The organism is Robertmurraya mesotrionivorans (assembly GCF_050971805.1).
Classification (GTDB): domain Bacteria; phylum Bacillota; class Bacilli; order Bacillales; family Cytobacillaceae; genus Robertmurraya_A.
The window spans coordinates 723,711-747,834 of record NZ_JBPCCH010000001.1; the positions used below are offsets into that span (position 1 = coordinate 723,711).

Annotated in this window: 22 protein-coding genes; 17 read left to right on the top strand and 5 right to left on the bottom strand. The window is 38.5% G+C overall.

What is annotated here, in order from left to right:
• Position 1: 1 nt before the first annotated feature.
• The 3 genes from ACRX5O_RS03710 to ACRX5O_RS03720 are packed head-to-tail and all read left to right on the top strand — an operon-like array spanning position 2 to position 2,925.
• Positions 2 to 862, top strand: coding sequence for an ABC transporter permease (locus ACRX5O_RS03710; protein ID WP_433904655.1), 861 nt, complete (start codon positions 2 to 4; stop codon positions 860 to 862).
• Positions 863 to 889: 27 nt separating this feature from the next.
• Entirely contained in the window at positions 890 to 1,900 is a 1,011-nt protein-coding gene (locus ACRX5O_RS03715; protein WP_433904656.1) for an ABC transporter substrate-binding protein, read from the top strand.
• A gap of 20 nt (positions 1,901 to 1,920) precedes the next feature.
• Positions 1,921 to 2,925 (top strand): aromatic ring-hydroxylating dioxygenase subunit alpha, encoded by a 1,005-nt coding sequence (locus tag ACRX5O_RS03720; RefSeq protein ID WP_433904657.1) that lies wholly within the window; start codon positions 1,921 to 1,923, stop codon positions 2,923 to 2,925.
• 103 nt (positions 2,926 to 3,028) lie between these two features.
• Here the strand turns inward: ACRX5O_RS03720 and uraH are convergent, their stop codons facing one another.
• The 4 genes from uraH to ACRX5O_RS03740 all read right to left on the bottom strand — a co-directional run bounded on the left by uraH (position 3,029) and on the right by ACRX5O_RS03740 (position 7,145).
• Positions 3,029 to 3,388 carry a hydroxyisourate hydrolase gene (gene uraH / locus ACRX5O_RS03725; protein ID WP_433904658.1) on the bottom strand — a complete coding sequence of 120 codons (360 nt, stop codon included), beginning with the start codon at positions 3,386 to 3,388 and terminating at the stop codon, positions 3,029 to 3,031.
• Complete coding sequence (locus ACRX5O_RS03730; RefSeq protein ID WP_433904659.1) at positions 3,385 to 4,851, bottom strand: NAD(P)-binding domain-containing protein; 1,467 nt, start codon at positions 4,849 to 4,851, stop codon at positions 3,385 to 3,387. Before ACRX5O_RS03730 ends, uraH begins: the two co-directional genes overlap by 4 nt.
• 14 nt (positions 4,852 to 4,865) lie before the next feature.
• Complete coding sequence (gene uraD / locus ACRX5O_RS03735; protein ID WP_433904660.1) at positions 4,866 to 5,360, bottom strand: 2-oxo-4-hydroxy-4-carboxy-5-ureidoimidazoline decarboxylase; 495 nt, start codon at positions 5,358 to 5,360, stop codon at positions 4,866 to 4,868.
• A gap of 183 nt (positions 5,361 to 5,543) precedes the next feature.
• On the bottom strand, positions 5,544 to 7,145 hold the full coding sequence (locus ACRX5O_RS03740) for a PucR family transcriptional regulator (protein ID WP_433904661.1): 1,602 nt from the start codon (positions 7,143 to 7,145) through the stop codon (positions 5,544 to 5,546).
• A 201-nt stretch (positions 7,146 to 7,346) separates the two neighbouring features.
• Here ACRX5O_RS03740 and allC point away from each other — a divergent pair, with 201 nt between their 5' ends.
• From allC to mntR, 5 genes are all read left to right on the top strand, one after another.
• Positions 7,347 to 8,594, top strand: a complete 1,248-nt coding sequence (gene allC / locus ACRX5O_RS03745; RefSeq protein ID WP_433904662.1) for an allantoate deiminase — start codon at positions 7,347 to 7,349, stop codon at positions 8,592 to 8,594.
• A gap of 11 nt (positions 8,595 to 8,605) precedes the next feature.
• Positions 8,606 to 9,850, top strand: a complete 1,245-nt coding sequence (locus ACRX5O_RS03750; protein WP_433904663.1) for a pyridoxal-phosphate-dependent aminotransferase family protein — start codon at positions 8,606 to 8,608, stop codon at positions 9,848 to 9,850.
• 24 nt (positions 9,851 to 9,874) lie between these two features.
• Positions 9,875 to 11,236, top strand: a complete 1,362-nt coding sequence (locus ACRX5O_RS03755) for an allantoinase (RefSeq protein ID WP_433904664.1) — start codon at positions 9,875 to 9,877, stop codon at positions 11,234 to 11,236.
• A gap of 170 nt (positions 11,237 to 11,406) precedes the next feature.
• Entirely contained in the window at positions 11,407 to 13,566 is a 2,160-nt protein-coding gene (locus ACRX5O_RS03760) for a type IA DNA topoisomerase (protein WP_433904665.1), read from the top strand.
• Positions 13,567 to 13,656: 90 nt separating this feature from the next.
• Positions 13,657 to 14,082, top strand: coding sequence for a transcriptional regulator MntR (gene mntR / locus ACRX5O_RS03765; protein ID WP_433904666.1), 426 nt, complete (start codon positions 13,657 to 13,659; stop codon positions 14,080 to 14,082).
• Positions 14,083 to 14,261: 179 nt separating this feature from the next.
• On the opposite strand, the gene metA is transcribed toward mntR, so the two are convergent.
• Positions 14,262 to 15,170, bottom strand: coding sequence for a homoserine O-acetyltransferase MetA (metA, locus tag ACRX5O_RS03770; protein ID WP_433904667.1), 909 nt, complete (start codon positions 15,168 to 15,170; stop codon positions 14,262 to 14,264).
• Positions 15,171 to 15,334: 164 nt separating this feature from the next.
• Here metA and ACRX5O_RS03775 point away from each other — a divergent pair, with 164 nt between their 5' ends.
• From ACRX5O_RS03775 to ACRX5O_RS03815, 9 genes are all read left to right on the top strand, one after another.
• On the top strand, positions 15,335 to 17,023 hold the full coding sequence (locus ACRX5O_RS03775; RefSeq protein ID WP_433904668.1) for a formate--tetrahydrofolate ligase: 1,689 nt from the start codon (positions 15,335 to 15,337) through the stop codon (positions 17,021 to 17,023).
• Between the two features lie 31 nt (positions 17,024 to 17,054).
• Positions 17,055 to 17,576 (top strand): hypothetical protein, encoded by a 522-nt coding sequence (locus ACRX5O_RS03780; RefSeq protein WP_433904669.1) that lies wholly within the window; start codon positions 17,055 to 17,057, stop codon positions 17,574 to 17,576.
• A gap of 13 nt (positions 17,577 to 17,589) precedes the next feature.
• Entirely contained in the window at positions 17,590 to 18,066 is a 477-nt protein-coding gene (locus tag ACRX5O_RS03785) for a glutathione peroxidase (protein WP_433904670.1), read from the top strand.
• A gap of 108 nt (positions 18,067 to 18,174) precedes the next feature.
• Positions 18,175 to 19,020, top strand: coding sequence for a DegV family protein (locus tag ACRX5O_RS03790; RefSeq protein WP_433904671.1), 846 nt, complete (start codon positions 18,175 to 18,177; stop codon positions 19,018 to 19,020).
• An 89-nt stretch (positions 19,021 to 19,109) separates the two neighbouring features.
• Positions 19,110 to 19,757, top strand: a complete 648-nt coding sequence (locus ACRX5O_RS03795) for an HD domain-containing protein (RefSeq protein WP_433904672.1) — start codon at positions 19,110 to 19,112, stop codon at positions 19,755 to 19,757.
• Positions 19,754 to 21,631 (top strand): ABC-F family ATP-binding cassette domain-containing protein, encoded by a 1,878-nt coding sequence (locus ACRX5O_RS03800; RefSeq protein ID WP_433904673.1) that lies wholly within the window; start codon positions 19,754 to 19,756, stop codon positions 21,629 to 21,631. The genes ACRX5O_RS03795 and ACRX5O_RS03800 overlap by 4 nt, the downstream gene beginning before the upstream one ends.
• A gap of 29 nt (positions 21,632 to 21,660) precedes the next feature.
• Positions 21,661 to 22,785, top strand: a complete 1,125-nt coding sequence (locus ACRX5O_RS03805; RefSeq protein ID WP_433904674.1) for a conserved virulence factor C family protein — start codon at positions 21,661 to 21,663, stop codon at positions 22,783 to 22,785.
• Positions 22,786 to 22,853: 68 nt separating this feature from the next.
• Positions 22,854 to 23,288, top strand: coding sequence for a BrxA/BrxB family bacilliredoxin (locus ACRX5O_RS03810; protein WP_433904675.1), 435 nt, complete (start codon positions 22,854 to 22,856; stop codon positions 23,286 to 23,288).
• A 54-nt stretch (positions 23,289 to 23,342) separates the two neighbouring features.
• Positions 23,343 to 24,116 carry a class I SAM-dependent methyltransferase gene (locus ACRX5O_RS03815; RefSeq protein ID WP_433904676.1) on the top strand — a complete coding sequence of 258 codons (774 nt, stop codon included), beginning with the start codon at positions 23,343 to 23,345 and terminating at the stop codon, positions 24,114 to 24,116.
• The last annotated feature ends 8 nt before the right edge of the window (positions 24,117 to 24,124 follow it).

The window sequence follows — 24,124 nt, forward strand, 5'->3', positions numbered from 1 at the left end:
AATGACCAGTCAAACAGCAACAACGAATCGTAGTAAATTGGTAGTTGAATCAAGTATAACAGATGAAAAGAAGACTCGGGGGAAGGTCAAGGGAACGATAATTGGACCAATCATTGCTTTGGTAATCTTTCTTTCTTTGTGGCAGTCAATCCCAATCATCTTTGAAATTAAACCATTTATTCTTCCGAAACCGACAGATGTTTTACAAGCAGCGATTGATGACTGGTATCTTCTCTGGCCAGCTATTCAGATTACAGTTACAGAATCGATCATTGGGTTTATCATTAGTGCAATCGTAGGAATTGGGATCTCGATTTTGTTAGCGAGTTCTAGAATATTAGAGGTAAGTCTTTATCCTTATGCGGTTATCTTGCAGACGATTCCGGTTGTGGCGATTGCTCCGATTATTGTTATTTGGTTTGGATCTGGATTTAACTCGATCGTGATTATTTCGTTTTTAATTGGATTTTTCCCGGTTGTATCGAACACGTTGATGGGTTTGAATTCAGTTGATAAAAATATGGGTGATTTATTTACACTATATAATGCTTCAAAATGGCAAACGATGTGGAAACTTCGGATTCCAGCGGCTATGCCGTATATGATGTCTGGATTAAAAATTTCGTGTACGTTGGCGATTGTTGGTGCGATAACAGGGGAGTTTATCGCTGGAATTGGTGGAGGTAGAGGGGGGTTAGGGTATGCTATCACTGTAGCTGCTGTGCAATTAAAAACACCTTATTTATTTGCATGTGCCATTGCTGGCGCGATATTTGGAATTGGTTTTTACCTTCTAGTAAGCTCGGTTTCGAGGTTCATGCTTAAATCGTGGCACGAGTCAGCGATGAAGGTTGAAAAATAAAGAAAAAGAGAAAAGGGGAGAGAGCGAATGGAAGTGTTAATGAGAGCGAAGTATCTTTTAGTGGGGATGGTCATGTTGTTAGTATTAGCTGCTTGTGGTAACACGGAGTCAAGTAGCTCTAAAAGTGAGGGAAGTGGGGCCGATGAAGAGGAATTGAAGGATGTTAAGTTGGTGCTCAACTGGTTTGCAAAAGCTCAGCACGGTGGAGTGTACGCAGCTCGTGAGAATGGCTTGTTTGAAGAGAATGGACTAAATGTGACCATCGAGCCGGGAGGACCTCAGGTTTCTTCTATTAATATGGTCGCTTCAGGAAAAGCTGAATTTGGTTTAGCTCATGCAGATCAAATAGTAAATGCAAGAAATGAGGGAATTGAACTGGTTGCTGTAGCAGCTTCCATGCAAGGTAGCCCGCAAGCATTTATGTTTCATAAAGGAAAGGGAATTGAAGATTTTGATGAATTAAATGGAAGAAAGGTATTTGTACAGCCTGGGATTGTTTACTGGGAGTATTTAAAGACGCAATACGACTTGAGTAATGTGGAAGAATTAGCGCATACAGGTCAACATGGTAATTTTATAGCTGACGAGAATTCTGTAACCCAAGCATTTGTGACGTCTGAACCATATTTTATGAAATTAGATGGTGTAGAAGTAGATACGAAGCTAATTTCTGATGCTGGTTATGACCCTTACAATATTGTGTTATATGTAACAAAGGATTATTTAGAGGAAAATAAAGAAACGGTAAAAGCATTTACTACTGCGTTTGTGGAGGGTTGGAATCTTTACAAAGATTCATATGAGGAGATTAACAAAGTCATTCAGGAAGATAATCCAGATATTGAGTTGGAATCATTGGAGTTTGAAGCAGAGGCACAAGCTGAGTTTGTTTATGGCGGGGATGCGGCAGAACATGGAGTAGGTTATATGACAGAAGAGCGTTGGGCAATTTTGATTGAACAATTAAATAAATTAAAAATATTAGAAGAACCATTTGATGCAAAGGAAATTTTTACAACTGAGTTTTTGACTGAGTAAAAAAAGGGGAGAGGGTATGTGTGACGCTTATTGTAGAAGGTAGATTACAAGATAAAGTGTTGGAAAATGAATGGCACCCGGTCTATATTTCTAGCGATTTAACCGATAAACCAGTTGGTGTCATTGTAATGGGAGAAAGAGTATCAATCTATCGGTCTAAAAAAGGTGTACACGCCTTTAGGGATCTGTGTATTCATAGAGGGGCGATGCTTTCTGAGGGGTATGTTGTCGATGATTGCCTTGTTTGCCCTTATCACGGTTGGAAATATGATGACGCAGGAAAATGCGTGAGTATTCCTGCACAAGGTAAGGATATGAAGATACCGGAAAGAGCAAAAGCCGAAGTGTATCATTGTCAAGAGAAATATGGGGTTATCTGGGTTTGTTTAGGTGAACCTTCAAAGGAATTACCATACTTAGAAGAATTTGAAGACCCTTCACGTAAGCCGCTAGTTTGTGGTCCTTATGATGTAAAGGCAGCAGGAACGCGTGTGGTTGAAAACTTTACTGATTTTGCTCATTTGATGTATGTTCATGGTGGTTTATTGGGGCATCCTGATTATGCGGAGCTTCCTGATTTTACGATCACAAAAGAAAAAGATCGAATTTTCACCTCTGAAGTACCTATATTTCAGCCGGTGGCGCATTCTGGATCTGAGGCTCGAGAAGGAACAACTTACGTGTATGTAAAAGAAGTGTTTCGACCAATGTCTGCTCGGTTATCCAAACGAGATGCTGACACGGGACAAACTCTTTGGATTTTGCTTACGGTACTACCGTTAAGTGAAAAAGAATGCAAGGTATATATGGTGGTATCCAGAAACTACGGTTATGAAGTGTCAGATGAAGACTTTATTAAATTCCAGGACACTGTATTTCAACAAGATGCTTGGATCATCGAAACACAAAAACCAGAATTACTGCCGTTAGATCTGCAAGCTGAACTGAACCACAAAGTTGACATCCTATCCGTAGCCTACCGGAGATGGTTGAAGGAGTTGGGTGTTACAATAGGTACGGTATAAAGTAAATAGAAATACAAGTCCCTGAGTAGTGAACCTGCTCGGGGATATTTATTTGGAAAGGAAATAAGAAAACCACCTAATAAATAGTAGGTGGTAGTGGTATTTAACTTCCTTTATAAACTTGGTAACCCCATGGGGAGACTAGTAGTGGAACATGATAATGTACTGTTGTGTCTACGATATTAAAGCGAACAGGTATCATATCTAAGAATGGTGGATCAGATAAATCGATGTTCTTGCTGCGAAAATAACTACCAATGTGAAAAACTAACTCATAACAACCGGTTTTTAATTCTTTTTCAGATACGAAGGGGGAATCGAGTCTCCCGTCATCATTTGTTACAGTAGTTTTTAGAGGGGTCCATTCTGTTGAGTTTTCTTCTTGAAAATACAGTTCAATGGTTACGTTACTGGCTGGTTGGCCGTGAGTTAAATCTAAAATATGTGTAGTTAGACCTGTCATTGTTTCTCCTTTTCTGTTTCGGTGTGTTTTGTTGTTGCCGCTAATTCTCTTTCTTTGTCCCATTCTCCAGTAAATTCTACTTCTTTATAGCTAAAGAAATTTGTAAGTATTTCTTCCTGATTGTCTAAAAAAAGTTGGTCGGCTACAGCTGAAACGAGTTTGGGGATCCCGAATTTCATTCCAGAAAGTGCGGAGGCGGAAATTCCGCAACTAATTAATGCAGAATAATTAAAAGCAAATATTCCATGTAATAATTTTTTTCCAATTTCATCACGGCTTAAGAATGCGAAACCAGGACTTAAATAAGGGTGTGCGTCGAGTATCGGGTTTGCTTCCTCCTCTGTAGGTTGATAGTGATCTTCCCATCTGGCAATATGCTTTTCAACAAGTTTTAATTCTGGACGAAAAGCTGGATCGGTTAGTAATCCAGTGCTGATAATTAAAAAATCAAAATGGAATGTTCCTTTTGGTGTTGTGATTTTCGCTCCGTCGTTGCTTGGCTCGACATGAAGCCAAGGAGAACCAAGGTGGAGATTAAAGCCAGGCCAGGATGATGCGCGAGCAAACGTATCGTTCGTCGGTGGTTGGTTGTGTTTAAAAAAGTGGGAAATGATTTTATATTTATTTGAGTCTGTTAAAGAGTGGAAGCGTTCAATCATACCTGATGTTTCCATTTGCCGAATGGGGTTAATTCTTGGAAGTTCCTTTCTCCGAACGAATACATGTGCTTCAGCTACACCTTCTGTAAGGGCAAAATTAGCATTATCAAATGCTGAGGCACCGCCACCTAAAATGGCAATTTTCTTCCCTTTTAAACCTTCAAAATCGATTTGTTCTGATGTGTGCGCGTAAAGATGCTTAGGTAAATTTTCAGAAATCATAGGTGGGATATGCCATTCGCCACCGCCTTGTATCCCTGTGGCGAGTATGACTTTTTGAGTTAATATTTTATTCGTTGATGCACCTTTTCCTTCGATGTGAAGCTGGTGTATTCCTTCTTGTGAAGGTTCGATTAAGGTAAGTTTGACTTCGTTAATGACAGGGAGTTGAAGTACTTGGCGGTACCATCGTAAATACTTCATCCAATCTCCTCTAGGGATTTTATCAATATTGTCCCAGCATTTTGGTCCGAATTGTGCTTCCGACCAAGAGCGAAATGTGAGGGAGGGGATACCTAGGTCGACAGAGGTTAATTGCTTAGGTGTTCTTAATGTTACCATACGAGCGTACGTTTCCCATGGGCCTTCGAAGCCTTCGGAATTTTCGTCTAAAACAAGAATATTAGATATCCGTTCTTTTAATAATGCAAAGGCGGTCCCTAAACCGCTTTGGCCACCACCCACAATGACGACATCGTAAACGTGTCCATCGGGATGAGTGAGAGGGCGGACCCAGTTAGTGCCACCGAAATTAAGATAAGAGAGATCTTTTTTTACCTGAAGATTTAAAGCTTCTAAACTCATAAAATATCATCCTTTCATTTAATAATCTCTTCTAAGCGAAGAAGGGCAATTTTGTATATTTCAGTCAAAGCTGTTTCAAACTCAATCTCTTTACTAGAAGAAATTCGTGTTTGCATCGCTTCGTATATTTCATGCTTGTTCTTTCCGCGAACGGCTAAAATAAATGGAAAGCCAAACTTCTCCATATACTCTTGATTGGTTTTAATGAATTGCTCGTACTCATCGTTGGTGAGATTTTGTAACCCAGCACCTTTTTGTTCTTCGATGGAATGATTTGTCATTGCAATCCGTTCCCCTAAATTAGGATGGGCTTTGATTAGTGTTAATTGCTGCTCTGTGGAAGCTTGTTTGACTACCTCCACCATACTTTGATGTAAATGATGTAAGGAAGAAAAAGGTTTTCCGCTGAAAGTTATTTGAGCGATCCATGGGGAATGTTCGAAAATTCCATTGGTTATGTTCATAAATTCCTCAAGATTTGTATCGTTTATTTGGCTAATAGTGTGCATAAGGTACTCTTCCTTTCTATTTTGTGTAATATAATATAACATTATATGTTACGAATAGTTACATCATAATCAATATTTTGCTAACTGTCATTGTTTAAAATAACTAAAGATTCAGTTATACTCTATTCATTTTATATAAAGATAAAAAACTCAAGCTTATGCTTGAGTTTTTTTGTAGGATTTTTAGTTTTGTAACAAGGCTCTAATCCGTAAAGCTAGCCTTATTTGTAAGGTTGTTTCCGAATCCTTTAAGCTTTTTCCTAGAATTTCTTCGCATTTTTCAATGCGGTAAACAACCGTATTTCTATGGATAAATAATCTTTTCGCGGTTTCAGAAATTTGGCAGTGTGTCTCTAAATATACAGACAATGTATCTAGTAAAGTTTGTTCTTCTTCTATTTTAATATCTGTAAATCTACTCAAAGCGAAAGAATAAAAGTTTTTTAAATCTTCTTGTGGAACCATGCGTAACAATTCAGTGATGTCTTTTGCTTGAAACGTTTGAATATAACCAACTTGTTTTGAAAACTTTCCTTGTGATAGGGCATCTAGAGCATCTTTGTAGGCATTTTTGACATCCATAAATATGTGGCACAAATTGCTGATTCCGAATGATATGGTGTTTTCATAGTATTTGAAAACTCTTTCCTGAAGTTGAACCAAAATAGACTCGCAGTACATACCAGGGTGTAACATGTCTTCTTCCGATTCAAATAGGAGAATGCAAGACTCGCCTTTTGTGAAAAAATGGATTTTAGGGTTCGTAGAAGAGACTTCGCCTTCTATAAAATCGTATATCACGTCTGCCTTTTCGTGACGCTCGGCATAAGACGGCTGAAATTTATCTCCGTCGATTTTACCCACTACACAAATGTACTTTTGATTATTTTTTAATGAGAATTCAGCTGCTCGTCCAATGATTTCTTCTTGAGATGAAAAAGTACCGTCGATAAAGTGAAGGAAAAAATCGTTACGGATGCTTCGATCTTGTTGTCTGAGGGCACTTTCTTTCATAAGAGAAAATGAAATCACATTTGTTGCTTGTTCGATTGTTAATGAAGTTAACTGATCTGTTTTTTTAACCTTTCCGTTAATCATCAGAAACCCTTTTTTTCTTTCGCTAATGTGTATGGGGAATAAAGTATACGTCTCTCTTGTGTCAGAAACTGAAAAAGAAATCGGTGATGTTGGTGGCTTGGGGAACGTTATCTCATCTGAAAATATAGGGAATGTTCCTTCTGTTGCTTGTTGGAAAATAGGCTTAAAATGCTGATCGATTAATCGGACAGGTCGCTGGATCATCTGTGATAAATCTTGAAGTAAAAGACCAATTCCTTTGCCTTCCATAATTATTTTTGTGAACTGCTTATGTGTTTCGAGCGCAAATGTTAATTCTGATGCGCGTTGATCGAGAATGGCCCGTAAAGAATGGTTCACGATTTCGCCTAAAGATAAATGTAAAGGAAGTTCAATCACAGGTAATGAAAGTTCGTTTGCTAGTTCAATTACTTCATCTGGAATTTTATCTAAAAATCGTTTGGTTTTTATTCCTAGCCCGGCGCAGCCTTGTGTAGCCATGGCTTTGACTAATTTATTAAGCATCTGAGGGTGATCCTTAAAATGGTAGGCGGTCGTCACAAGGAATTCATTTTTGTTTAAGTAGTGGATGATATCGGGAGCATCCATCATATTAACAGACTTTACTTCACGTTCAATTCCTGATTGTCCGGCAATCATATTCATTCCTTTTAAATCCGGCACAGTTAAGAGTTGATTTACTTTCAATAGGAACATTCCTTCCGTTTAGTATGCAGAAAATTAAGTATTTTTGTTTAATTTTATCATGATTTAGTCATTTTGCATAAAAAACTATCGGATATTTTACATATACGCTAATGAAGTTCGCTGGGAAAATAGGTAAACTAATAATATAACGTGATGATGTTAAGAAAAATAACATGGTTTTAATTATAGGGAGTGAAGGGGATGGCCATTCAAGTTAATAAACAATTAATCGAAGAGGGACAAGTGGGAGCAGTGATTGAATGGCTTGCTTCTATTGGAGAAACAGAAAGTGGGGGTGTAACAAGACTTCTGTATTCACCAGCCTGGCTAGAGGCACAGGTAGCATTAAAAAATATGATGGATCAAACGAAGTTATATACGTATTTTGATAGTGTGGGAAATTTATTTGGTAGATTACCAGGTATAGGTGGAAATGAAAAAACGATTCTGACAGGCTCTCATATTGATACAGTAGTGGACGGTGGAAAGTACGATGGTGCATACGGTATTATTGCAAGCTTATTAGCTACGGTAAGGCTGTTTCACAGATATGGATACCCGAAAAAAACAATAGAAGTGGTTTCTTTATGTGAAGAAGAGGGAAGTCGCTTTCCATTAACCTTTTGGGGGTCAAGGAATATTAGTGGTGCTTATAACCTTACTAGAGTGGAGAATGTCATGGATGGTGAGGGTATTTCGTTTTTAGAAGCAATGAAGCAAGCGGGCTTTGATCCAAAGTCATACGCATCACCGGTTCGTACAGATATAGAGAGATTTGTTGAAATTCATATAGAGCAAGGAATGATTCTTGAACGAAATCAAAACCAAATCGGTATTGTTACTCATATAGTTGGTCAGCGCCGTTACACCATTCGTATTAAGGGTGAAAGTAATCATGCCGGAACAACCCCTATGCAGTTTCGAAAAGATGCAGTAAGCGCTGCTTCACATCTAATTTCTTTTTTAACAGAAAAGGCAAAGCTTACAGATCCTATGTTAGTTGCTACGGTTGGAAGATTAAACGTAAAGCCGAATGTACCCAATGTTGTAGCTGGCGAGGTAGAATTTAGTTTAGATATTCGGCATCATCAGGAAGAAATTATTGAGCAATATTGTCAAAATATTTTTACAGAATTTAAGCGTATCTCTGATGTTTTAAATGTAGAAGTTGACATCGGGCAATGGATGGACGTGAAGCCTGTGAAGATGGATGAAGAAATGTGCGAGTGGGCAAGTGAGATTGCAGAAAGAAGACGATTCCGCTATCAAAAAATGATCAGCGGGGCTGGGCATGACGCTCAAGTTTTTGGTGGAACTTGCCCGACTTCCTTATTGTTTGTACCTAGCCGTGCTGGAATTAGTCATTCACCACAGGAATTTACGAATTTGGAAGATTTGGAGACAGGTATTGAATTATTAACAGATGTTTTATATAAATTAGCTTATTAAAGGAGTGAAACATGGTGGCTTTTTCAGAGTTGCATACACCAATGCGTACAATTATGACGCCAGGACCGGTTGAAGTCGATCCTCGTGTCTTACGTGCGATGAGTACACCTATTTTAGGACAGTTTGATCCCGCTTTTACAGCTATTATGAATGAAGTCATGGAAATGCTTCGTCAAGTTTTTCAAACAAAGAACACATGGGCTTTTCCAATTGATGGTACCTCAAGATCGGGAAATGAGGCCATTCTTTGTAGCATCATCGAACCTGGAGATCGGGTCTTAGTTCCGATATATGGGAGGTTCGGACATTTGTTAGTAGAAATTTGTGAACGGTACGGAGCAGATGTGTACTCAATAGAGTGTCCATGGGGTGAAGTATTTGATTCTAAAGTGGTCATTGAAGAGATTGAAAAGGTGTCACCTAAAATTGTAGCTATTGTTCATGGGGAAACATCAACCGGTAGACTGCAACCTCTTGAAGAGATTGGAAGGGCATGTCGAGAAAGAGATGTGCTGCTCGTGGTGGATGCTGTTGCATCTATCGGAGGGGTTGAGGTAAAAACCGATGAATGGTGCATAGATGGAATTATTGGTGGTACTCAAAAATGCTTATCTGTTCCGTCTGGTATGGCTCCTATTACGTATAACGAACGGATTGAAAACATATTATACGCTCGGAAAAAGGTGGAGCGAGGAATTGCTACTGAGCAGGATTTGAATTATAAGAGAAGTATGCATTCCATTGCAAGTAATTATTTTGATTTAAGTATGCTCCAGGATTATTGGGGTCCACGAAGACTCAATCATCATACGGAGGCAACCTCAATGATCTATGCTTTGCATGAAGGTTTAAGGCTTGTTTTATTAGAAGGTCTAGAGGAACGCTTTACTCGGCATCAGTACCATGAAAAGGCGTTAATGGCGGGGATAGAAGCGATGGGATTAAAGCTTTTCGGTGATTCAGGGAATAAGCTGCCTTGTGTTACTTGTATAGAGATTCCAAATGGGATAGACGGGGAATCGGTTAGGAAAATGTTACTTGAAGCATTTAGTATTGAAATTGCTTCCTCTTTTGGTCCTCTGCATGGGAAAATTTGGAGGGTTGGTACGATGGGATACAGCTGTCGGAAAGAAAATGTTCTAGCTTTACTTGGCGCATTAGAAGCCGTTTTAATTCGACATGGAGTGAATGTTCATAGGGGAGATGCGCTGCAGGCGAGCTTAGATGTTTATATGAGTGAGAACAAAGTTTGCTAAAGTTATAGTAGAGGTGAGGATGGTATGGCTGAATATGATCTTTTAATTCGAAATGGTTTGGTCGTATTTTCAAATGAAGTGACTCAAACAGATATAGCTGTAAAAGATGGTGTCATTGTAAAACTGGAGACCGGAATGGACGCAACTGCACTAGAGGAGCGGGATGCAAGCGGTATGTATATTTTTCCTGGTGTGATTGATGTGCATGTTCATTTTAGTGAACCTGGAAGGGAACAGTGGGAAGGGTTTGAGGCAGGCTCGAAAATGATGGCTGCCGGAGGATGTACCACCTTTTTTGACATGCCTTTAAATGGAATACCGTCAACTATTAATGACAGAGCGTTACTTGAAAAGGCGGAAATTGGACAAAAGAAGTCTGTTGTTGATTTTGCCTTATGGGGCGGGCTGGTCCCTAATCATGAAAAAGATATAAAAGGACTAGCGGAAAATGGAGCTATAGGCTTTAAAGCCTTTCTATCAGAAACGGGCAATGATGAATTTGAGAGGGCAGATGATTATACATTATTAAATGGGATGAAGGAAATTTCTTCACTAGGTAAGATTTTGGCTTTACATGCTGAAAGTGCTCCGATTACCAACTGGCTGCAGAAGGAAAAACAGCAAAAAGGGTTAGTAAGTCCAGATGATTACTTGGAATCCCGCCCAACCATCGCAGAAGCAGAGGCAGTTGAAAGGGCAATAGCTTATGCAAAGCTGACTAGATGCGCCTTGCATTTTGTTCATATTAGTTGTGAAGCTGCGATTGTAAAGATTGAAGCAGCTAAGCTAGATGGGATGGATGTAACGGTTGAAACCTGTCCCCATTATTTATTATTTTCTCATCAGGATCTTGTGGAGAAGGGACCCATTGCTAAGTGTGCTCCACCATTAAGGGAGAAAAAAGAACAAGAAAGACTTATTCGATTATTAATAGATGGAAAGTTTGATATGATATCTTCTGACCATTCTCCTTGTCCTTTTTCAATGAAAGACCCCTCTGTTTATAATTTGTTTGAAGCATGGGGAGGTATTAGCGGTGGGCAATTTACGTTATTATCGATGATTGAGTTAGCAGTCAACCATAATATTTCTTTTACAAGAGTGGCAGAATGGACATCAGAAGCACCTGCCAAACGATTTCACCTTCATTCAAAAGGAAGTATCCAAGTAGGAATGGATGCGGACTTTGCGATAGTATCAATGAAAAATCTTAGAGTAACAGAGGATAATTTCTTCGCCAAGCATAAACAAAGTCTGTACTTAGGTCATACCTTTCCATGTCAAGTAACAGCAACGTACAATAGAGGGAAGTTAATTTTTCATAATGGGGATTTTATTGAGTCTGGCAGCTTCGGAAAGTGGCTGCATGAAAGTGATATTGGTTAGTAAAATTATTTTACAAAAAAGCAAAGGAGAAGATCCTTTGCTTTTTTTGTTCAATAAATCTTAAACCTTACCATCTAAAATTGTGGTAAAATAGTATACTGTTCTAGTTCTAGAAAAGTGAAATCACATATGTATTAGGTTGATTTCTTCTTAATAAAGTAGGTGAAATAGTGAGTAGAGTGATTATCGCTGAAAAGCCATCTGTTGCTAAAAATATTGCAGATGCATTAAAAATTAAAGGCAGACAAGATGGATATTACGAAGGTAATGGATATATTATTACATGGGCGTTTGGACACCTTTTACAGCTTTACGATGCAAAAGATTATGATGAGAAAATGGCTAGATGGAATATGGAAAACTTCCCTTTTATTCCTCCTAACTTTCGGTACAAAGTAAAAAGTGACCCAAGGAATAAAGAGAAAGAAGATTTGGGTGCAAGAAAGCAACTAAAGATTATCTACAATTTAATCAAACGAAATGATGTGGAAATGGTCATATCTGCTTGCGACTATGACCGAGAAGGTCAAATTATCGGGGATACGATTATTTATAACCTAAAAACACAAAAGCAAGTGTACAGATTGTTACTTAATGAATGGACACCGGATGAGGTGTTAAAAGGGCTTCAACAAATGAAGCCTAATGTAGAGATGAGGCCTCTTCAAGATGCTGGGATCGGTCGTCAATGGGCTGATTGGGTGATCGGGATTAATTTGACTTCCGTTGCGACATTAAAGTACCAAAAGGGGAAGGGAAAGGCACTTAATATAGGTAGAGTTCTTTTGCCAACCTTAAAAATTATTTATGATCGTGATCGAGCAATAGAAAATTTTAAACCGGAAGAATACTTCAAATTGGCTGCTACCTTCAAAACCCAAGATGGTGAAGAGTATGAAGGTACTTATGTTGAAAACGAAGAAGATAAGTTTTCTAATAAAGAGGACCTAGATAAAATTCAGCAAGCTTTGAAGGATCAATCAGCAACGATTGCAGATAAACAAGTGGAACGGAAGAGAGAGTATCCTCCCTATTTATTCAATCTGTCTAATTTACAGGGTCACATTACTAGTAAATTTAAAGGCTGGACATCAGATAAGGTCTTAAAAGTAGCCCAATCCTTGTATGAGAAGAAGTATATTACGTACCCTAGAACTGCTAGTGTCGTGTTAGAGGAAAGTCTTGTTGGAAAAACAGCAAAGGTTTTAGAAAATATAACTAAAGGGCTTCCTTATGAGAATGAAGTTAAGTTCTCGAAGCTAAAGAGAGTGTTCGATAATTCAAAGGTTGAAAGCCATAGCGCGATCATTCCAACCTATTTACTACCTAAATCTCTAACAAAAGATGAAGAAATTGTGTACCAGACAATAAAAAACCGTCTAATTATGCAATTTATGCCGGTTGCTGAACATGAAGAAACCAAAATCATGACTAAAATGAATACCCATGACATCAAAGGTGTATTTGTATCAAAAGGACGGGTACAGCTTGTTGAAGGGTGGAGAAAGGTGGAAAAAATTGAATCGAAAGATAATATTTTGCCACTTGTAACAGTTAATGATCTGGTAGAGATGGTTGATCACAAGCTTACTTCACATGCTACAAAACCACCAAAGCACCATACGGAAAAGACGCTGCTTAAAGTAATGGAGACTTGTGGAAAAGGACAAGGCGATGAAGAAAGTGAAGAAATGATGGCTGCTATCTTAAGTGGTTATAGCATTGGTACTCCAGCTACAAGGGCAGAAACTATTAAGAAACTAAAGGATATCGGATACATTGAGACTCAAAATAAGAGCTTGATTTGTTCCGAACTTGGTAAAAATTTGGTTGAGACTTTTCCTGTGAAAGAATTGTTTGACTTAGAATTTACGGGCCGTCTAGAAAAAACATTATCAGATATAGAAAAACAAAAGTTTACGAAAGAAAACTTCTTAAATTTAATATTTGAGTTTACAACAAGTGCTGTTAACACCATTAAAAATGAAAAAGATATTATTATTAATGAAGTGACTTATGAAAAGAAATCAATTGACGCATTAGGGAAATGCCCCGCCTGTAAACAAGGAAGTATTATTGAGGGGCAAAAAGGTTTTGGCTGTAACAACTGGAAAAATGGCTGTAAATTTGTTATTTGGAAAAATGATAAATTTTTGGCTGCCTTAAAGAAAAAACCGTCAAAAACCATGGTGAAAATGCTCTTGAAGAATGGGACAGCCACCGTAAAAGGTCTAACGAGTAAAAAAGGAAATAAATTTGATGCAAATCTACGTTATGAAAAAAATCCTGACAATGAGTACTATAGCTGGAAGATGGAATTTTTGAAGTGAGAGTGGTTAATTAGAAGGGAATTCCCTTGTCTCCATTTTTTAACTATAGTAAACTTTTAATATTGATGATGCACGCGGGAGGGTCAATGGATGCCAACACCGAGTATGGAAGATTATATTGAACAGATATACAATTTAATTGAAGAAAAAGGCTATGCACGAGTTTCGGACATTGCGGAAGGTTTATCTGTTCATCCCTCTTCAGTTACGAAAATGGTTCAAAAGCTAGATCGAGATGAGTACTTAGTGTACGAAAAATATAGAGGGCTTGTACTAACTCCAAAGGGTAAAAAAATTGGTAAAAGGCTCGTTTTCCGTCATGAGCTACTGGAACAGCTTCTTCGAACAATTGGTGTAAAAGAAGAAAATATTTATGATGACGTGGAAGGAATTGAGCATCACTTAAGCTGGGATGCGATAGATAGGATAGGTGACCTCGTCCAATTTTTTGAAGAGGACGAAAGTCGAATGGAAGCGTTAAGAGAAATTCAAAAGAAAAATGAAGAAGAAAACTAAGAAGGAGAGTGCAAAGGCACTCTCCTTCTTGTTTAGTCTAGCTCTAGCGCCTAGCCCCTCAATGGAATAATATAAAGCCATTATTCCTAGGTCATAAGCCAAATCCCTCCAGAAGGCAGGCCTTCCTACGTGATTCGTCTTATGCTTGTCGGGGCTAAGCAAGGCGCTTCCGCTTTCTATTATTCCCAAACATATGGTGTCTGTTGATACACAAAGTAGTTAAGCCAGTTTGAAAATAATAAATGTGCGTGGGAACGCCAACGATTTGCTGGAATTTGATTTGGGTCATTGTTAGGAAAATAATTTTCCGGAACATGGATATCCAATCCCTTTTTTTGATCTCTTGAGTACTCTTCAGATAGGGTTGTCGATTCATATTCTAAATGTCCCGTAATCATGATTTGTTTGCCCTCACTGGCACTAATGATAAATGGGCCTGCTTCCTCTGAACTCGATAACAATCTGAGCGAAGGATGGTTCATGATTTCCTCGACTTCCACATCTGTGTATCTGGAGTGAGGTGCTAGATACTCATCATCAAATCCCCTTAATAATAAATCGACAGGATCATGCACGCGGTGAGTAAATATGCCGGAACATTTTCTTGATAGCTCATACTTTCCAATACCGAAATGGTGATACAAAGCCGCTTGTGCCCCCCAACAAATATGTAAGGTTGAAGTGACATTCGTTTTTGACCAATCCATGATCATTTTTAACTCTTCCCAATAATCAACTTCTTCAAAGGATAATAGTTCTACTGGTGCTCCTGTGATAATAAGTCCATCATACTTGCGGTGCTTAATCTCAGAGAATGACGTGTAAAATTGGTCTAGATGAAGTTGACTCGTATTTTTTGCTTGATGAGTAATGGTTTGTAAAAACGAAATATTAACTTGTAGAGGGGTATTCCCTAAAAGTCTAAGTAACTGAGCCTCTGTTTTTTGCTTTTCTGGCATTAAGTTCAGGATGAGAATATTTAACGGACGAATGTCCTGGTGGTTCGCTCTCTCGTCGTCCATAATAAAGATATTTTCAGATTCGAGTATTTCTCGAGCTGGTAAAAGCTTCGGAATTTTGATTGGCAATGAATTTCAACCCCTTTATTCAATATTCAGGCTATTTATATTATATACTGGATTTTTTTAGTATCAAGGATAATGATCAAAGAACTTAAAAAAAGAGTGGATACAGGAACATTCGCAAATGGTACAATATACATTGAAAAAATACGGGCATGGAGGTAACATCATTGAACATCAAGTTTAGCGTAAAAAGTGATATTGAAATTGCACAATCTGCAGAAATGAAACCGATCATTCAAATTGCTGAAAAAATTGGATTAACAGATGATGACCTCGAGTTATATGGAAAGTATAAGGCAAAACTTTCATCTGACACATTAAGTAAAATTCAAGGAAATCCAAATGGAAAAATCATTCTTGTCACAGCAATTAATCCGACTCCCGCAGGAGAAGGGAAGTCTACTGTAACTGTTGGATTAGGAGATGCTTTTTCACAACTTGGAAAAAAGGTAATGATTGCTATGAGAGAACCATCCTTAGGGCCAACGATGGGAGTTAAGGGTGGAGCCGCTGGTGGTGGATATTCTCAAGTACTGCCGATGGACGAAATAAATTTACATTTTACAGGCGACCTACACGCCATTACGACGGCAAACAATGCATTAGCCGCATTAATTGACAATCATATCCAACAAGGGAACGAACTACAAATCGACCAACGTAGAATTGTTTGGAAGAGAGCACTCGATTTAAATGACCGTGCTTTAAGAAATGTAATTATTGGGTTAGGCGGGCCGATGCAGGGTGTACCTCGTGAGGATGGATTTGATATTACTGTCGCATCCGAAATTATGGCTGTACTATGCTTAGCGAAAGATTTAAAGGATTTAAAGCGAAGACTGTCTGAGATGGTAGTAGCTTACAATATGGAGAAACAGCCGGTAACTGTTTCACAACTTGGTGTAGAGGGGGCTCTAGCGCTAATATTAAAAGATGCGGTCAAACCAAATCTTGTACAAACGATTGAGCATACTCCAGCACTCGTTCATGGTGGGCCATTCGCTAACATTGCCCATGGCTGTAACTCTGTCATTGCTACCACAGCTGCATCTAAGCTTGCTGATTTCGTTATTACAGAAGCTGGATTTGGTGCTGACTTAGGAGCAGAAAAGTTTTTACATATTAAAGCAAGAAACGGAGATGTATTACCGGAGGCGGTTGTTGTCGTAGCAACGATTAGAGCTCTGAAGATGCATGGCGGTGTTGGTAAGCAGGATCTTAATAATGAAAATATTGAAGCGCTAATTGCTGGCTTTGATAACTTGAAAAAACATGTACAAACGATCAGAAGCTTCGGATTACCTGTCGTTGTTGCCATAAATAAGTTTATATCAGATACCAATCTTGAAGTGGACACCTTATTGGAATTGTGTGATAAGGAAGGTGTACAAGTTGCCTTAACCGAAGTATGGGAAAAGGGTGGAAAAGGTGGTATTGCCCTAGCAGAAAAACTGTTAAAAGCCATCGAAAGTCATAATGAAGAATATGCTCCTTTATATAATGTAAGTGACTCGATCGAAGAGAAGATCCGTTCAATTGTTCAAAAGGTGTATGGAGGGAAGGATGTCGAGTTCTCATCAAAGGCGAAAAAGCAAATGAAGGACTTTGAGCAATATGGATGGGACGGCCTTCCGATTTGTATGGCCAAAACACAATATTCTCTTTCAGATGACCCGAGTAAACTTGGTAGACCAACCGATTTTACGGTTTTGGTAAGAGAATTAAAACCTTCAATCGGCGCTGGCTTCCTCGTTGCTTTAACAGGGGACGTGATGACGATGCCAGGTTTACCGAAGCAACCTGCCGCGCTAAAAATGGATGTTGATGATCAAGGCAATGCGGTAGGCCTATTCTAAAACGAATGATAAATAAATGAGGTATTAATGAATGTTTGATCCTACGGCTTTTGATAATGTAAAGGTGGTTTTAGAAGGTGCCCTTTATGACCTAGATCTTGTGGGCCAACTTTGCATAACTGATCGAAATGATGTTGTAAATATGGCAAAGCTATCTCGACAATTAGAAATGACAGCAAAGAAGAGTATGGAAAGTAAGATTAGCTGTACAGTCTTTTTACGTGCAGATATTACGAATCTTGCAGCAGAGTTACATCCAATGTTGCAATCAGAAAAAGAAGCGGGCTGTCACTTTAAAATGGTGTACTCTATACTCGAGCAAAGCACTTTTGATATAAAAGCTCTGGAGGTTCTTCAATCCATCTGGGGGAAGGATAGGGAGTATCATTGCAAGGTCATCTCTGATCCACTACAGGATAAGGCTGGCAATATAATAGAGATAGAAGTTCATTTTAAAAGACTCATTTATGAAGAGCAAATCGAAGACTTAACGGTACTTGCTGATTTTATCTTGCAATCTTTAGAAAATCTTGTACAGGATTTTAGAATATAGGAGGAGTTAAGGGATGACTGTGTATCAGTTTGAAGTGAAGAAAATTAACGGTGAAGCCATTTCTCTATCAGAATATAAAGGAGATGTTCTATTGATTGTAAACACAGCTAGTAATTGTGGTTTTACCCCTCAATACAAACAACTCCAAGAGCTTTATGAACAATATAAAGAAAAAGGATTTACTGTTTTAGGCTTTCCTTGTAATCAATTTATGAATCAAGAACCAGGCACTGAAGCAGATATCCAATCCTTTTGTGAAATGAATTTCGGTGTCACCTTTCCGTTGTTCTCAAAGGTTGATGTAAATGGGAAAAATGCTCATCCTCTTTTTCAGTACGTAACGGAAGAGGCGCCAGGAGTACTAGGAGTGAAAGCTGTAAAATGGAATTTCACTAAATTTTTAGTGAATCGTTCAGGAGAAGTAGTCGAAAGGTATGCTCCCAATACTAACCCAAAAGAAATTGCACAAGATATTGAAAAATTGATTTAAAATGAACCCCTTGCTTTTGCAAGGGTTCTTAATTAATAATAATTTTCTGAATTATCTTTACATGATCAATAATTATTACTACTATAAAAATAAAAGGGGGGAATTAGAATGAAGAAAATTGCATGGGTTACGGACAGTACAGCTTGTTTAGATAAAGATTTATCCAACCATCCAGATGTTTTCACCGTCCCAATGACGATTGTTTTAGACGAAAAGGAATATAAGGATGGAATTGATTTAACAGCAGAAGAGCTTTATGCCAAATTAAAAAATCTTAAAGTTCCACCAAAAACGTCTCAACCTTCTGTAGGTGAGTTTGTTTCCTTATTTGAAAAGCTTGAAGGGAAATATGATTATGTGTTTTCCGTTCTAGTTTCAGCCAAATTAAGTGGGACGGTCTCTTCTAGTCTTCAAGCTTCTAATATGGTGAATATACCAATAACTACAATTGATTCAAAAATCCTTTCTTATCCCCTTTCCCGATTGATAAAAAAAGGAATGGAATGGATAGAAGCTGGTGATTCCGTTGAGGAAGTTGAAAATAAGGTCATGGAACTTGCTAATACGAACGAGACATTTGTCCTAATTGGAAGTCTTGAACAATTGCATAGAAGTGGTCGAATGAACGGGTTATCCTTTTTTCTTGGTAGCATGCTAAATATTAAACCCATTATTTCGATTGAGGATGGTGTATTGCAAGCAAAGGAGAAAATTAGAAGTGAAAACAAAGGAATGGAAAAAATCATTTCCTACCTACAAGCTTCCATTGAGGCGAATGCTGTAAAGGAAGCCTATATTTTATACGGTCTTCATGATTCGGAAGCAAGAAAATGGCATGATGAGTTATGTGAGCGGTTCCCTGGCGTTGCTTTCGGGATTTATCCTTTAGGAGCAACCATCGGTGTACACGCAGGAGAAAACACAATCGGAATTAGTTGGTTTAACGGACTTTAGGAGGAAGCGCACGTAATGTGCACTTCCTTTTCTTTTTCGAAAAAAAGAAGTTCATGGTAGAATATGAGTGGAAAGAATGAGGTGGTTTAATGGTGGACCTTATTGCCAAGACAGAAGAGTTTGTAAAACGGGAAATGTATGAAGATTCAACTGGTCATGATTGGTTCCATATTGATAGAGTACGTAATATAGCACTAGAAATTCAAGAAAAGGAAAAGTCAGGAGATCCTTTGATTATTGAGCTTGCTGCTCTTCTTCATGATATTTCTGACGAAAAATTACATAGCTCGAAAGAAGTTGGAGAAGAAAAGCTTACTACTATTTTGAACCAGTTACCTTTAGATGAGGAAAAGAAGAATCACATTAAAGAAATAATCGAAACAATTTCATTTAAAGGCGGAAATAATCGAAACATTACATCGGTTGAAGCAGCCATTGTTCAAGATGCCGATCGGCTTGATGCCATAGGAGCCATAGGCATCGCAAGAGCATTTGCCTATGGAGGAAAAAAGGGGCAGTCCATTTATGATCCTTCTATTTCTATCCGAACAAGTATGACAAACGAGGAGTACCGGAAAGGCAGATCCTCCTCGATTAATCATTTTTATGAAAAGCTATTAAAGCTAAAGGAAAAAATGAATACAAAATCGGGTAGAGAAATAGCCGAAAGACGCCATGCTTTTATGGAGAGTTTCTTACATGAATTTTACAATGATTGGAATGGAAAACGTCAATGATAAGTATAGATAACGTGACAAAAACATATGGAGAAAAGGAATTGTTTAATGAAGTTTCTTTTACAATAAGTCCGAAAGAAAGAGTCGGACTTATTGGGGTAAATGGGACAGGCAAATCCTCTTTATTAAAAATAGTAGCAGGTGTTGATTTCCCTGATTCAGGAGAAGTATCCGCACCAAAGGATTACCGAATTGCTTATTCTGAGCAAAATCCAGAATTAAATCCAGAGTTAACTGTCCTTGAACAGGTTTTTGCTGGAGAGGCACCTGTACTAAAGCTATTAAAAGAATATGAAGAAACCCTTCTAGAGCTTAATAGGAAGCCGGACGAAAGTGAAATTCAGGAAAAACTTTTTGACTTACAAAAGAAAATGGATGCCTTAGATGGATGGGATGCTAGTACAAACGCAAAAACGATATTAAATAAGCTTGGAATTGAGGACTATGGAAAAAAGGTCGGTGAATTATCCGGTGGCCAGAAAAAGCGAGTCGCTCTTGCTCAGGTGTTAATTCAATCTCCCGATTTGCTGATACTTGATGAGCCAACCAATCACTTGGATTTCGAATCAGTGAAATGGCTTGAGGATTACTTAAGTCGTTATACAGGCGCATTATTGCTGGTTACGCATGATCGTTACTTCTTAGACCGTGTGACAAATCGAATGTTTGAGCTAGAGGGTGGAAAGCTATATAGCTACAAAGGGAACTATGCTGATTTTCTTGAAGCTAAGGCGATTCGTGAAGAAAATGAAGCAGCAACATTAGAGAAACAAAAAAACCTTTTCAGACGAGAGCTTGAATGGATTAGACGAGGCGCCAAGGCGCGAACGACAAAGCAAAAGGCAAGAATTCAACGCTTTGAAAAGCTTGATGAGAATATAAGCTCTGTAAAAACTACGGAAAAGCTTGACTTATCGTTATCAGGTAGTCGTTTAGGGAAGCAGGTATTCGAACTAAAAGATGCAACAAAAACATATGAATCCACTGTAATCCTAAGGTCTTACGATTTACTAGTGAAACCTCATGACAGAATTGGAATCATTGGGAAAAATGGTACAGGTAAATCGACCTTATTAAATGTTCTAGCCGGTAGAATCCCTCTTGATTCTGGGGAAAGAATCATCGGTCAAACGGTAAAGGTTGCTTTTTACACACAAGAAAATGAAGACATGGACGTTTCAAAACGGATGATTGAATACATCAAAGAGACCGCTCAGGTGATCAATACGTCGGATGGGAAAACCATTTCAGCGACACAAATGCTTGAAAGATTTCTTTTCCCTTCATACACTCATGGGACCCTAATCAGAAAGTTATCGGGTGGGGAAAGACGTCGCTTGTATTTATTAAAACTGCTAATGACAGAACCAAATGTATTGTTATTAGACGAACCAACAAATGATCTAGATACTCAAACACTTACTGTGCTTGAGGACTATTTAGAAGAGTTTCCTGGAGTTGTCATTACGGTATCCCATGATCGCTATTTCTTAGATAAAGTGGCGGAACAGCTACTAGTCCTTGAAGGAAATGGAGTCATTGATTCTTATTATGGAAACTACAGTGAATTTCTAGAAAAACAAGTAGAAAAGCCAGTGGCCAGAGAAACTGTACCAGTAGAGAAACCTGTGGAAGAAGAAAAAGCAAAGAAGAAGCGTATGAGTTATAAGGAAAAGCTTGAATGGGAATCCATTGATTCTGATATTGAAAATGCTGAAAAAAGACTCGAGGAAATTGCTGACGAGATGGGTAAAACAGGTAGCGATTTTGAAAAGGCTCAAGCTTTAATGGAAGAGGAGAATGCCTTAAATGAGAAACTTGAGTATTTGATTGAGCGCTGGAGCTATTTATCAGAAATTGCAGAGAATAGTTAAATATAAGAACAAGGGAAGGATGAAGAGGCTTGAAAATACGATCCATTGAACCCACTCCTAGTCCGAATACGATGAAGGTTATATTAAATGAAGAGCTACCAATGGGAAAAAGTAATAACTATAAAAAAGAGACTAGTGCCGGTGCTCCAAAGGTTATTCAAGATATTTTAACCATTGAAGGGGTAAAAGGCGTCTATCATGTAGCAGATTTTCTAGCTGTTGAAAGAAATGCGAAGTACGACTGGAAAGAAATCCTACCCAAGGTTAGGTTAGCCTTTGGTGAAGAAGCGGAATTAGTAGAGCAAGAAGATACGATTAATGAGCATTATGGGGAAATACAGGTGCTAGTTCAGATGTATAAGGGGATCCCGATGCAAATTAAGCTGACGGATGGAACGGAAGAAAGACGATTTGGATTACCTGAACAGTATAAAGAAGCTGTATCAAAGGCACAGGATCCAGAGGATAATGTGGTAATGGTTAGGCGTTGGAAAGAGTTTGGCGTTCGTTACGGAGATTTTGAACAAATCGGCCAGGAAGTGTTAGAAGAATTAATGGCTGCTTATTCTCCTGAACGGTTAGAGGAACTCATTCAAGATGCGAAGAACAAAGAAACAACTAAGGTGGTTAAACCCCCAAAACAAAAGCTCGATGTGGATTCATTAAACGATCCTGACTGGAGAAAGAGATATCAGCTGCTTGAGCAAATGGACGATCCAGAAGTGGAAGATCTCCCCGTATTAGAAAAAGCGTTAAAGGATGAAAAGGCATCGATTAGAAGGTTAGCTACTGTTTACTTAGGAATGATTGAAGACAAGAAAGTTTTACCTCTCCTCTATAAGGCACTAAAAGATAAAACAGTAACGGTAAGACGTACAGCTGGAGATTGTTTATCTGATTTAGGCTTTGAAGAGGCAATGGAAGAAATGATGAAGGCATTAAGCGATGATAGTAAGCTTGTGCGCTGGAGAGCAGCCATGTTCTTATATGAATTGGGAGATGACCGTGCACTTACTGCCTTGAAAGCTGCAGAAGACGATCCTGAGTTTGAAGTGAGTTTACAAATTAAACTGGCTATTGAAAGAATTGAATTAGGTGAGGATGCAAAAGGATCAGTTTGGAAACAAATGACGGAAGCAAGAAAACAAAACTAAGAAAATTGCATCATTTGAAATAAATATAGTATGCTAACAATGGATATAGTTAGTAGGAGGGATTTTTTATGTCAATGGCATATGAGGAATATATGAGACAAATGGTAAAGCCAATGCGTGAAGAACTGGTACATGCGGGCTTTGAAGAGTTACAAACAGAAGAAGAAGTAGAAAACTTTATGGATCAAAATGAAGACACTGCGTTAATCTTTGTTAACTCCGTATGTGGCTGCGCGGCAGGTTTAGCACGTCCAGCTGCAACTCAAGCAGTTGTTAGAACTGACAAAAAACCTGCCAAGCTTGTTACGGTTTTTGCTGGTCAAGATAAGGAAGCGACGGCTAAAATGCGTGAGTATTTTGAAGGATTCCCACCATCATCTCCTTCGATGGCACTTGTAAAAGGGAAAGAAGTGGTTCACTTTATCCATCGTCACGAAATTGAAGGCAACACAATGGAAGAAATCATGGATAATCTTCAATCAGCATTTGAACAAAATTGTTAAGGAAAAAGGGATGTCAGCTGACATTCCTTTTTTTCTGAAAGGAAAGAAATTTATATGTTTGTCACAACAGCAGGACGAACCAATCCAAACATGATTGAGGAAGCAAAGCAGGTAGCATATGACCTCGACTGTCTGTATCAGGAACGAAGGAAAAAATCGATTCAGACCCTACATTCCTGGTTAAAGGATGACTGTATTGTCGTTGGAAAAGAGAGATTAGAGTTGTTTTTAATGGAGAGTGAGGAGCCGTTTTTCTTTCACCCGAATTCCTCTATGTTCAGAATTAAGAGGCTGCTAAAAAATGAACATGATCCATTTATTGATGCAACGGGTCTAGGAATAGGAATGAGTCTACTTGATTGCACATTAGGACTTGCATCCGATAGCATTGTTGCAAGCTTTGTCGTTGGACCGACTGGAAAAGTAGTCGGAACGGAAGAAAATAAATATTTAGCTTATCTTGTCAGTCGCGGATTAAAGGGCTGGGAGTCCGGTTTGGCAGGGATGGATGATGCTATGCGGGCAATTTCGGTACAACATACAACAGCACTAACTTATTTAAAAAATATTCCAAGCAACGAGTTTGATTGCGTTTATATTGATCCAATGTTTGAGGAAACGATTTTAGAGTCGGACGGGATTCGTGCATTAGCTGAGCTAGCGACATATACAGAAGTGAGTGAAGAGTTCATCTCGGAGGCAAAGAGAGTGGCGAGGAAACGACTCGTGCTTAAGGATCATTTTCGTAGCAGTCGTTTCGAGCAGTTTGGATTTTCAGTTATGAAAAGGCCCTCTGCAAAATTCCATTTCGGTAGTATTACAAAATGATGATATTT

Excerpts from the sequence above, each read along its gene's own strand:
- ACRX5O_RS03710 (WP_433904655.1), top strand. The coding sequence starts at position 2 with ATGACCAGTCAAACAGCAACAACGAATCGTAGTAAATTGGTAGTTGAA.
- ACRX5O_RS03715 (WP_433904656.1), top strand. The coding sequence starts at position 890 with ATGGAAGTGTTAATGAGAGCGAAGTATCTTTTAGTGGGGATGGTCATG.
- uraH (WP_433904658.1), bottom strand. The coding sequence starts at position 3,388 with ATGACAGGTCTAACTACACATATTTTAGATTTAACTCACGGCCAACCA.
- ACRX5O_RS03730 (WP_433904659.1), bottom strand. The coding sequence starts at position 4,851 with ATGAGTTTAGAAGCTTTAAATCTTCAGGTAAAAAAAGATCTCTCTTAT.
- uraD (WP_433904660.1), bottom strand. The coding sequence starts at position 5,360 with ATGCACACTATTAGCCAAATAAACGATACAAATCTTGAGGAATTTATG.
- allC (WP_433904662.1), top strand. The coding sequence starts at position 7,347 with ATGGCCATTCAAGTTAATAAACAATTAATCGAAGAGGGACAAGTGGGA.
- ACRX5O_RS03750 (WP_433904663.1), top strand. The coding sequence starts at position 8,606 with ATGGTGGCTTTTTCAGAGTTGCATACACCAATGCGTACAATTATGACG.
- ACRX5O_RS03755 (WP_433904664.1), top strand. The coding sequence starts at position 9,875 with ATGGCTGAATATGATCTTTTAATTCGAAATGGTTTGGTCGTATTTTCA.
- mntR (WP_433904666.1), top strand. The coding sequence starts at position 13,657 with ATGCCAACACCGAGTATGGAAGATTATATTGAACAGATATACAATTTA.
- ACRX5O_RS03780 (WP_433904669.1), top strand. The coding sequence starts at position 17,055 with ATGTTTGATCCTACGGCTTTTGATAATGTAAAGGTGGTTTTAGAAGGT.
- ACRX5O_RS03785 (WP_433904670.1), top strand. The coding sequence starts at position 17,590 with ATGACTGTGTATCAGTTTGAAGTGAAGAAAATTAACGGTGAAGCCATT.
- ACRX5O_RS03790 (WP_433904671.1), top strand. The coding sequence starts at position 18,175 with ATGAAGAAAATTGCATGGGTTACGGACAGTACAGCTTGTTTAGATAAA.
- ACRX5O_RS03795 (WP_433904672.1), top strand. The coding sequence starts at position 19,110 with ATGGTGGACCTTATTGCCAAGACAGAAGAGTTTGTAAAACGGGAAATG.
- ACRX5O_RS03800 (WP_433904673.1), top strand. The coding sequence starts at position 19,754 with ATGATAAGTATAGATAACGTGACAAAAACATATGGAGAAAAGGAATTG.
- ACRX5O_RS03810 (WP_433904675.1), top strand. The coding sequence starts at position 22,854 with ATGTCAATGGCATATGAGGAATATATGAGACAAATGGTAAAGCCAATG.
- ACRX5O_RS03815 (WP_433904676.1), top strand. The coding sequence starts at position 23,343 with ATGTTTGTCACAACAGCAGGACGAACCAATCCAAACATGATTGAGGAA.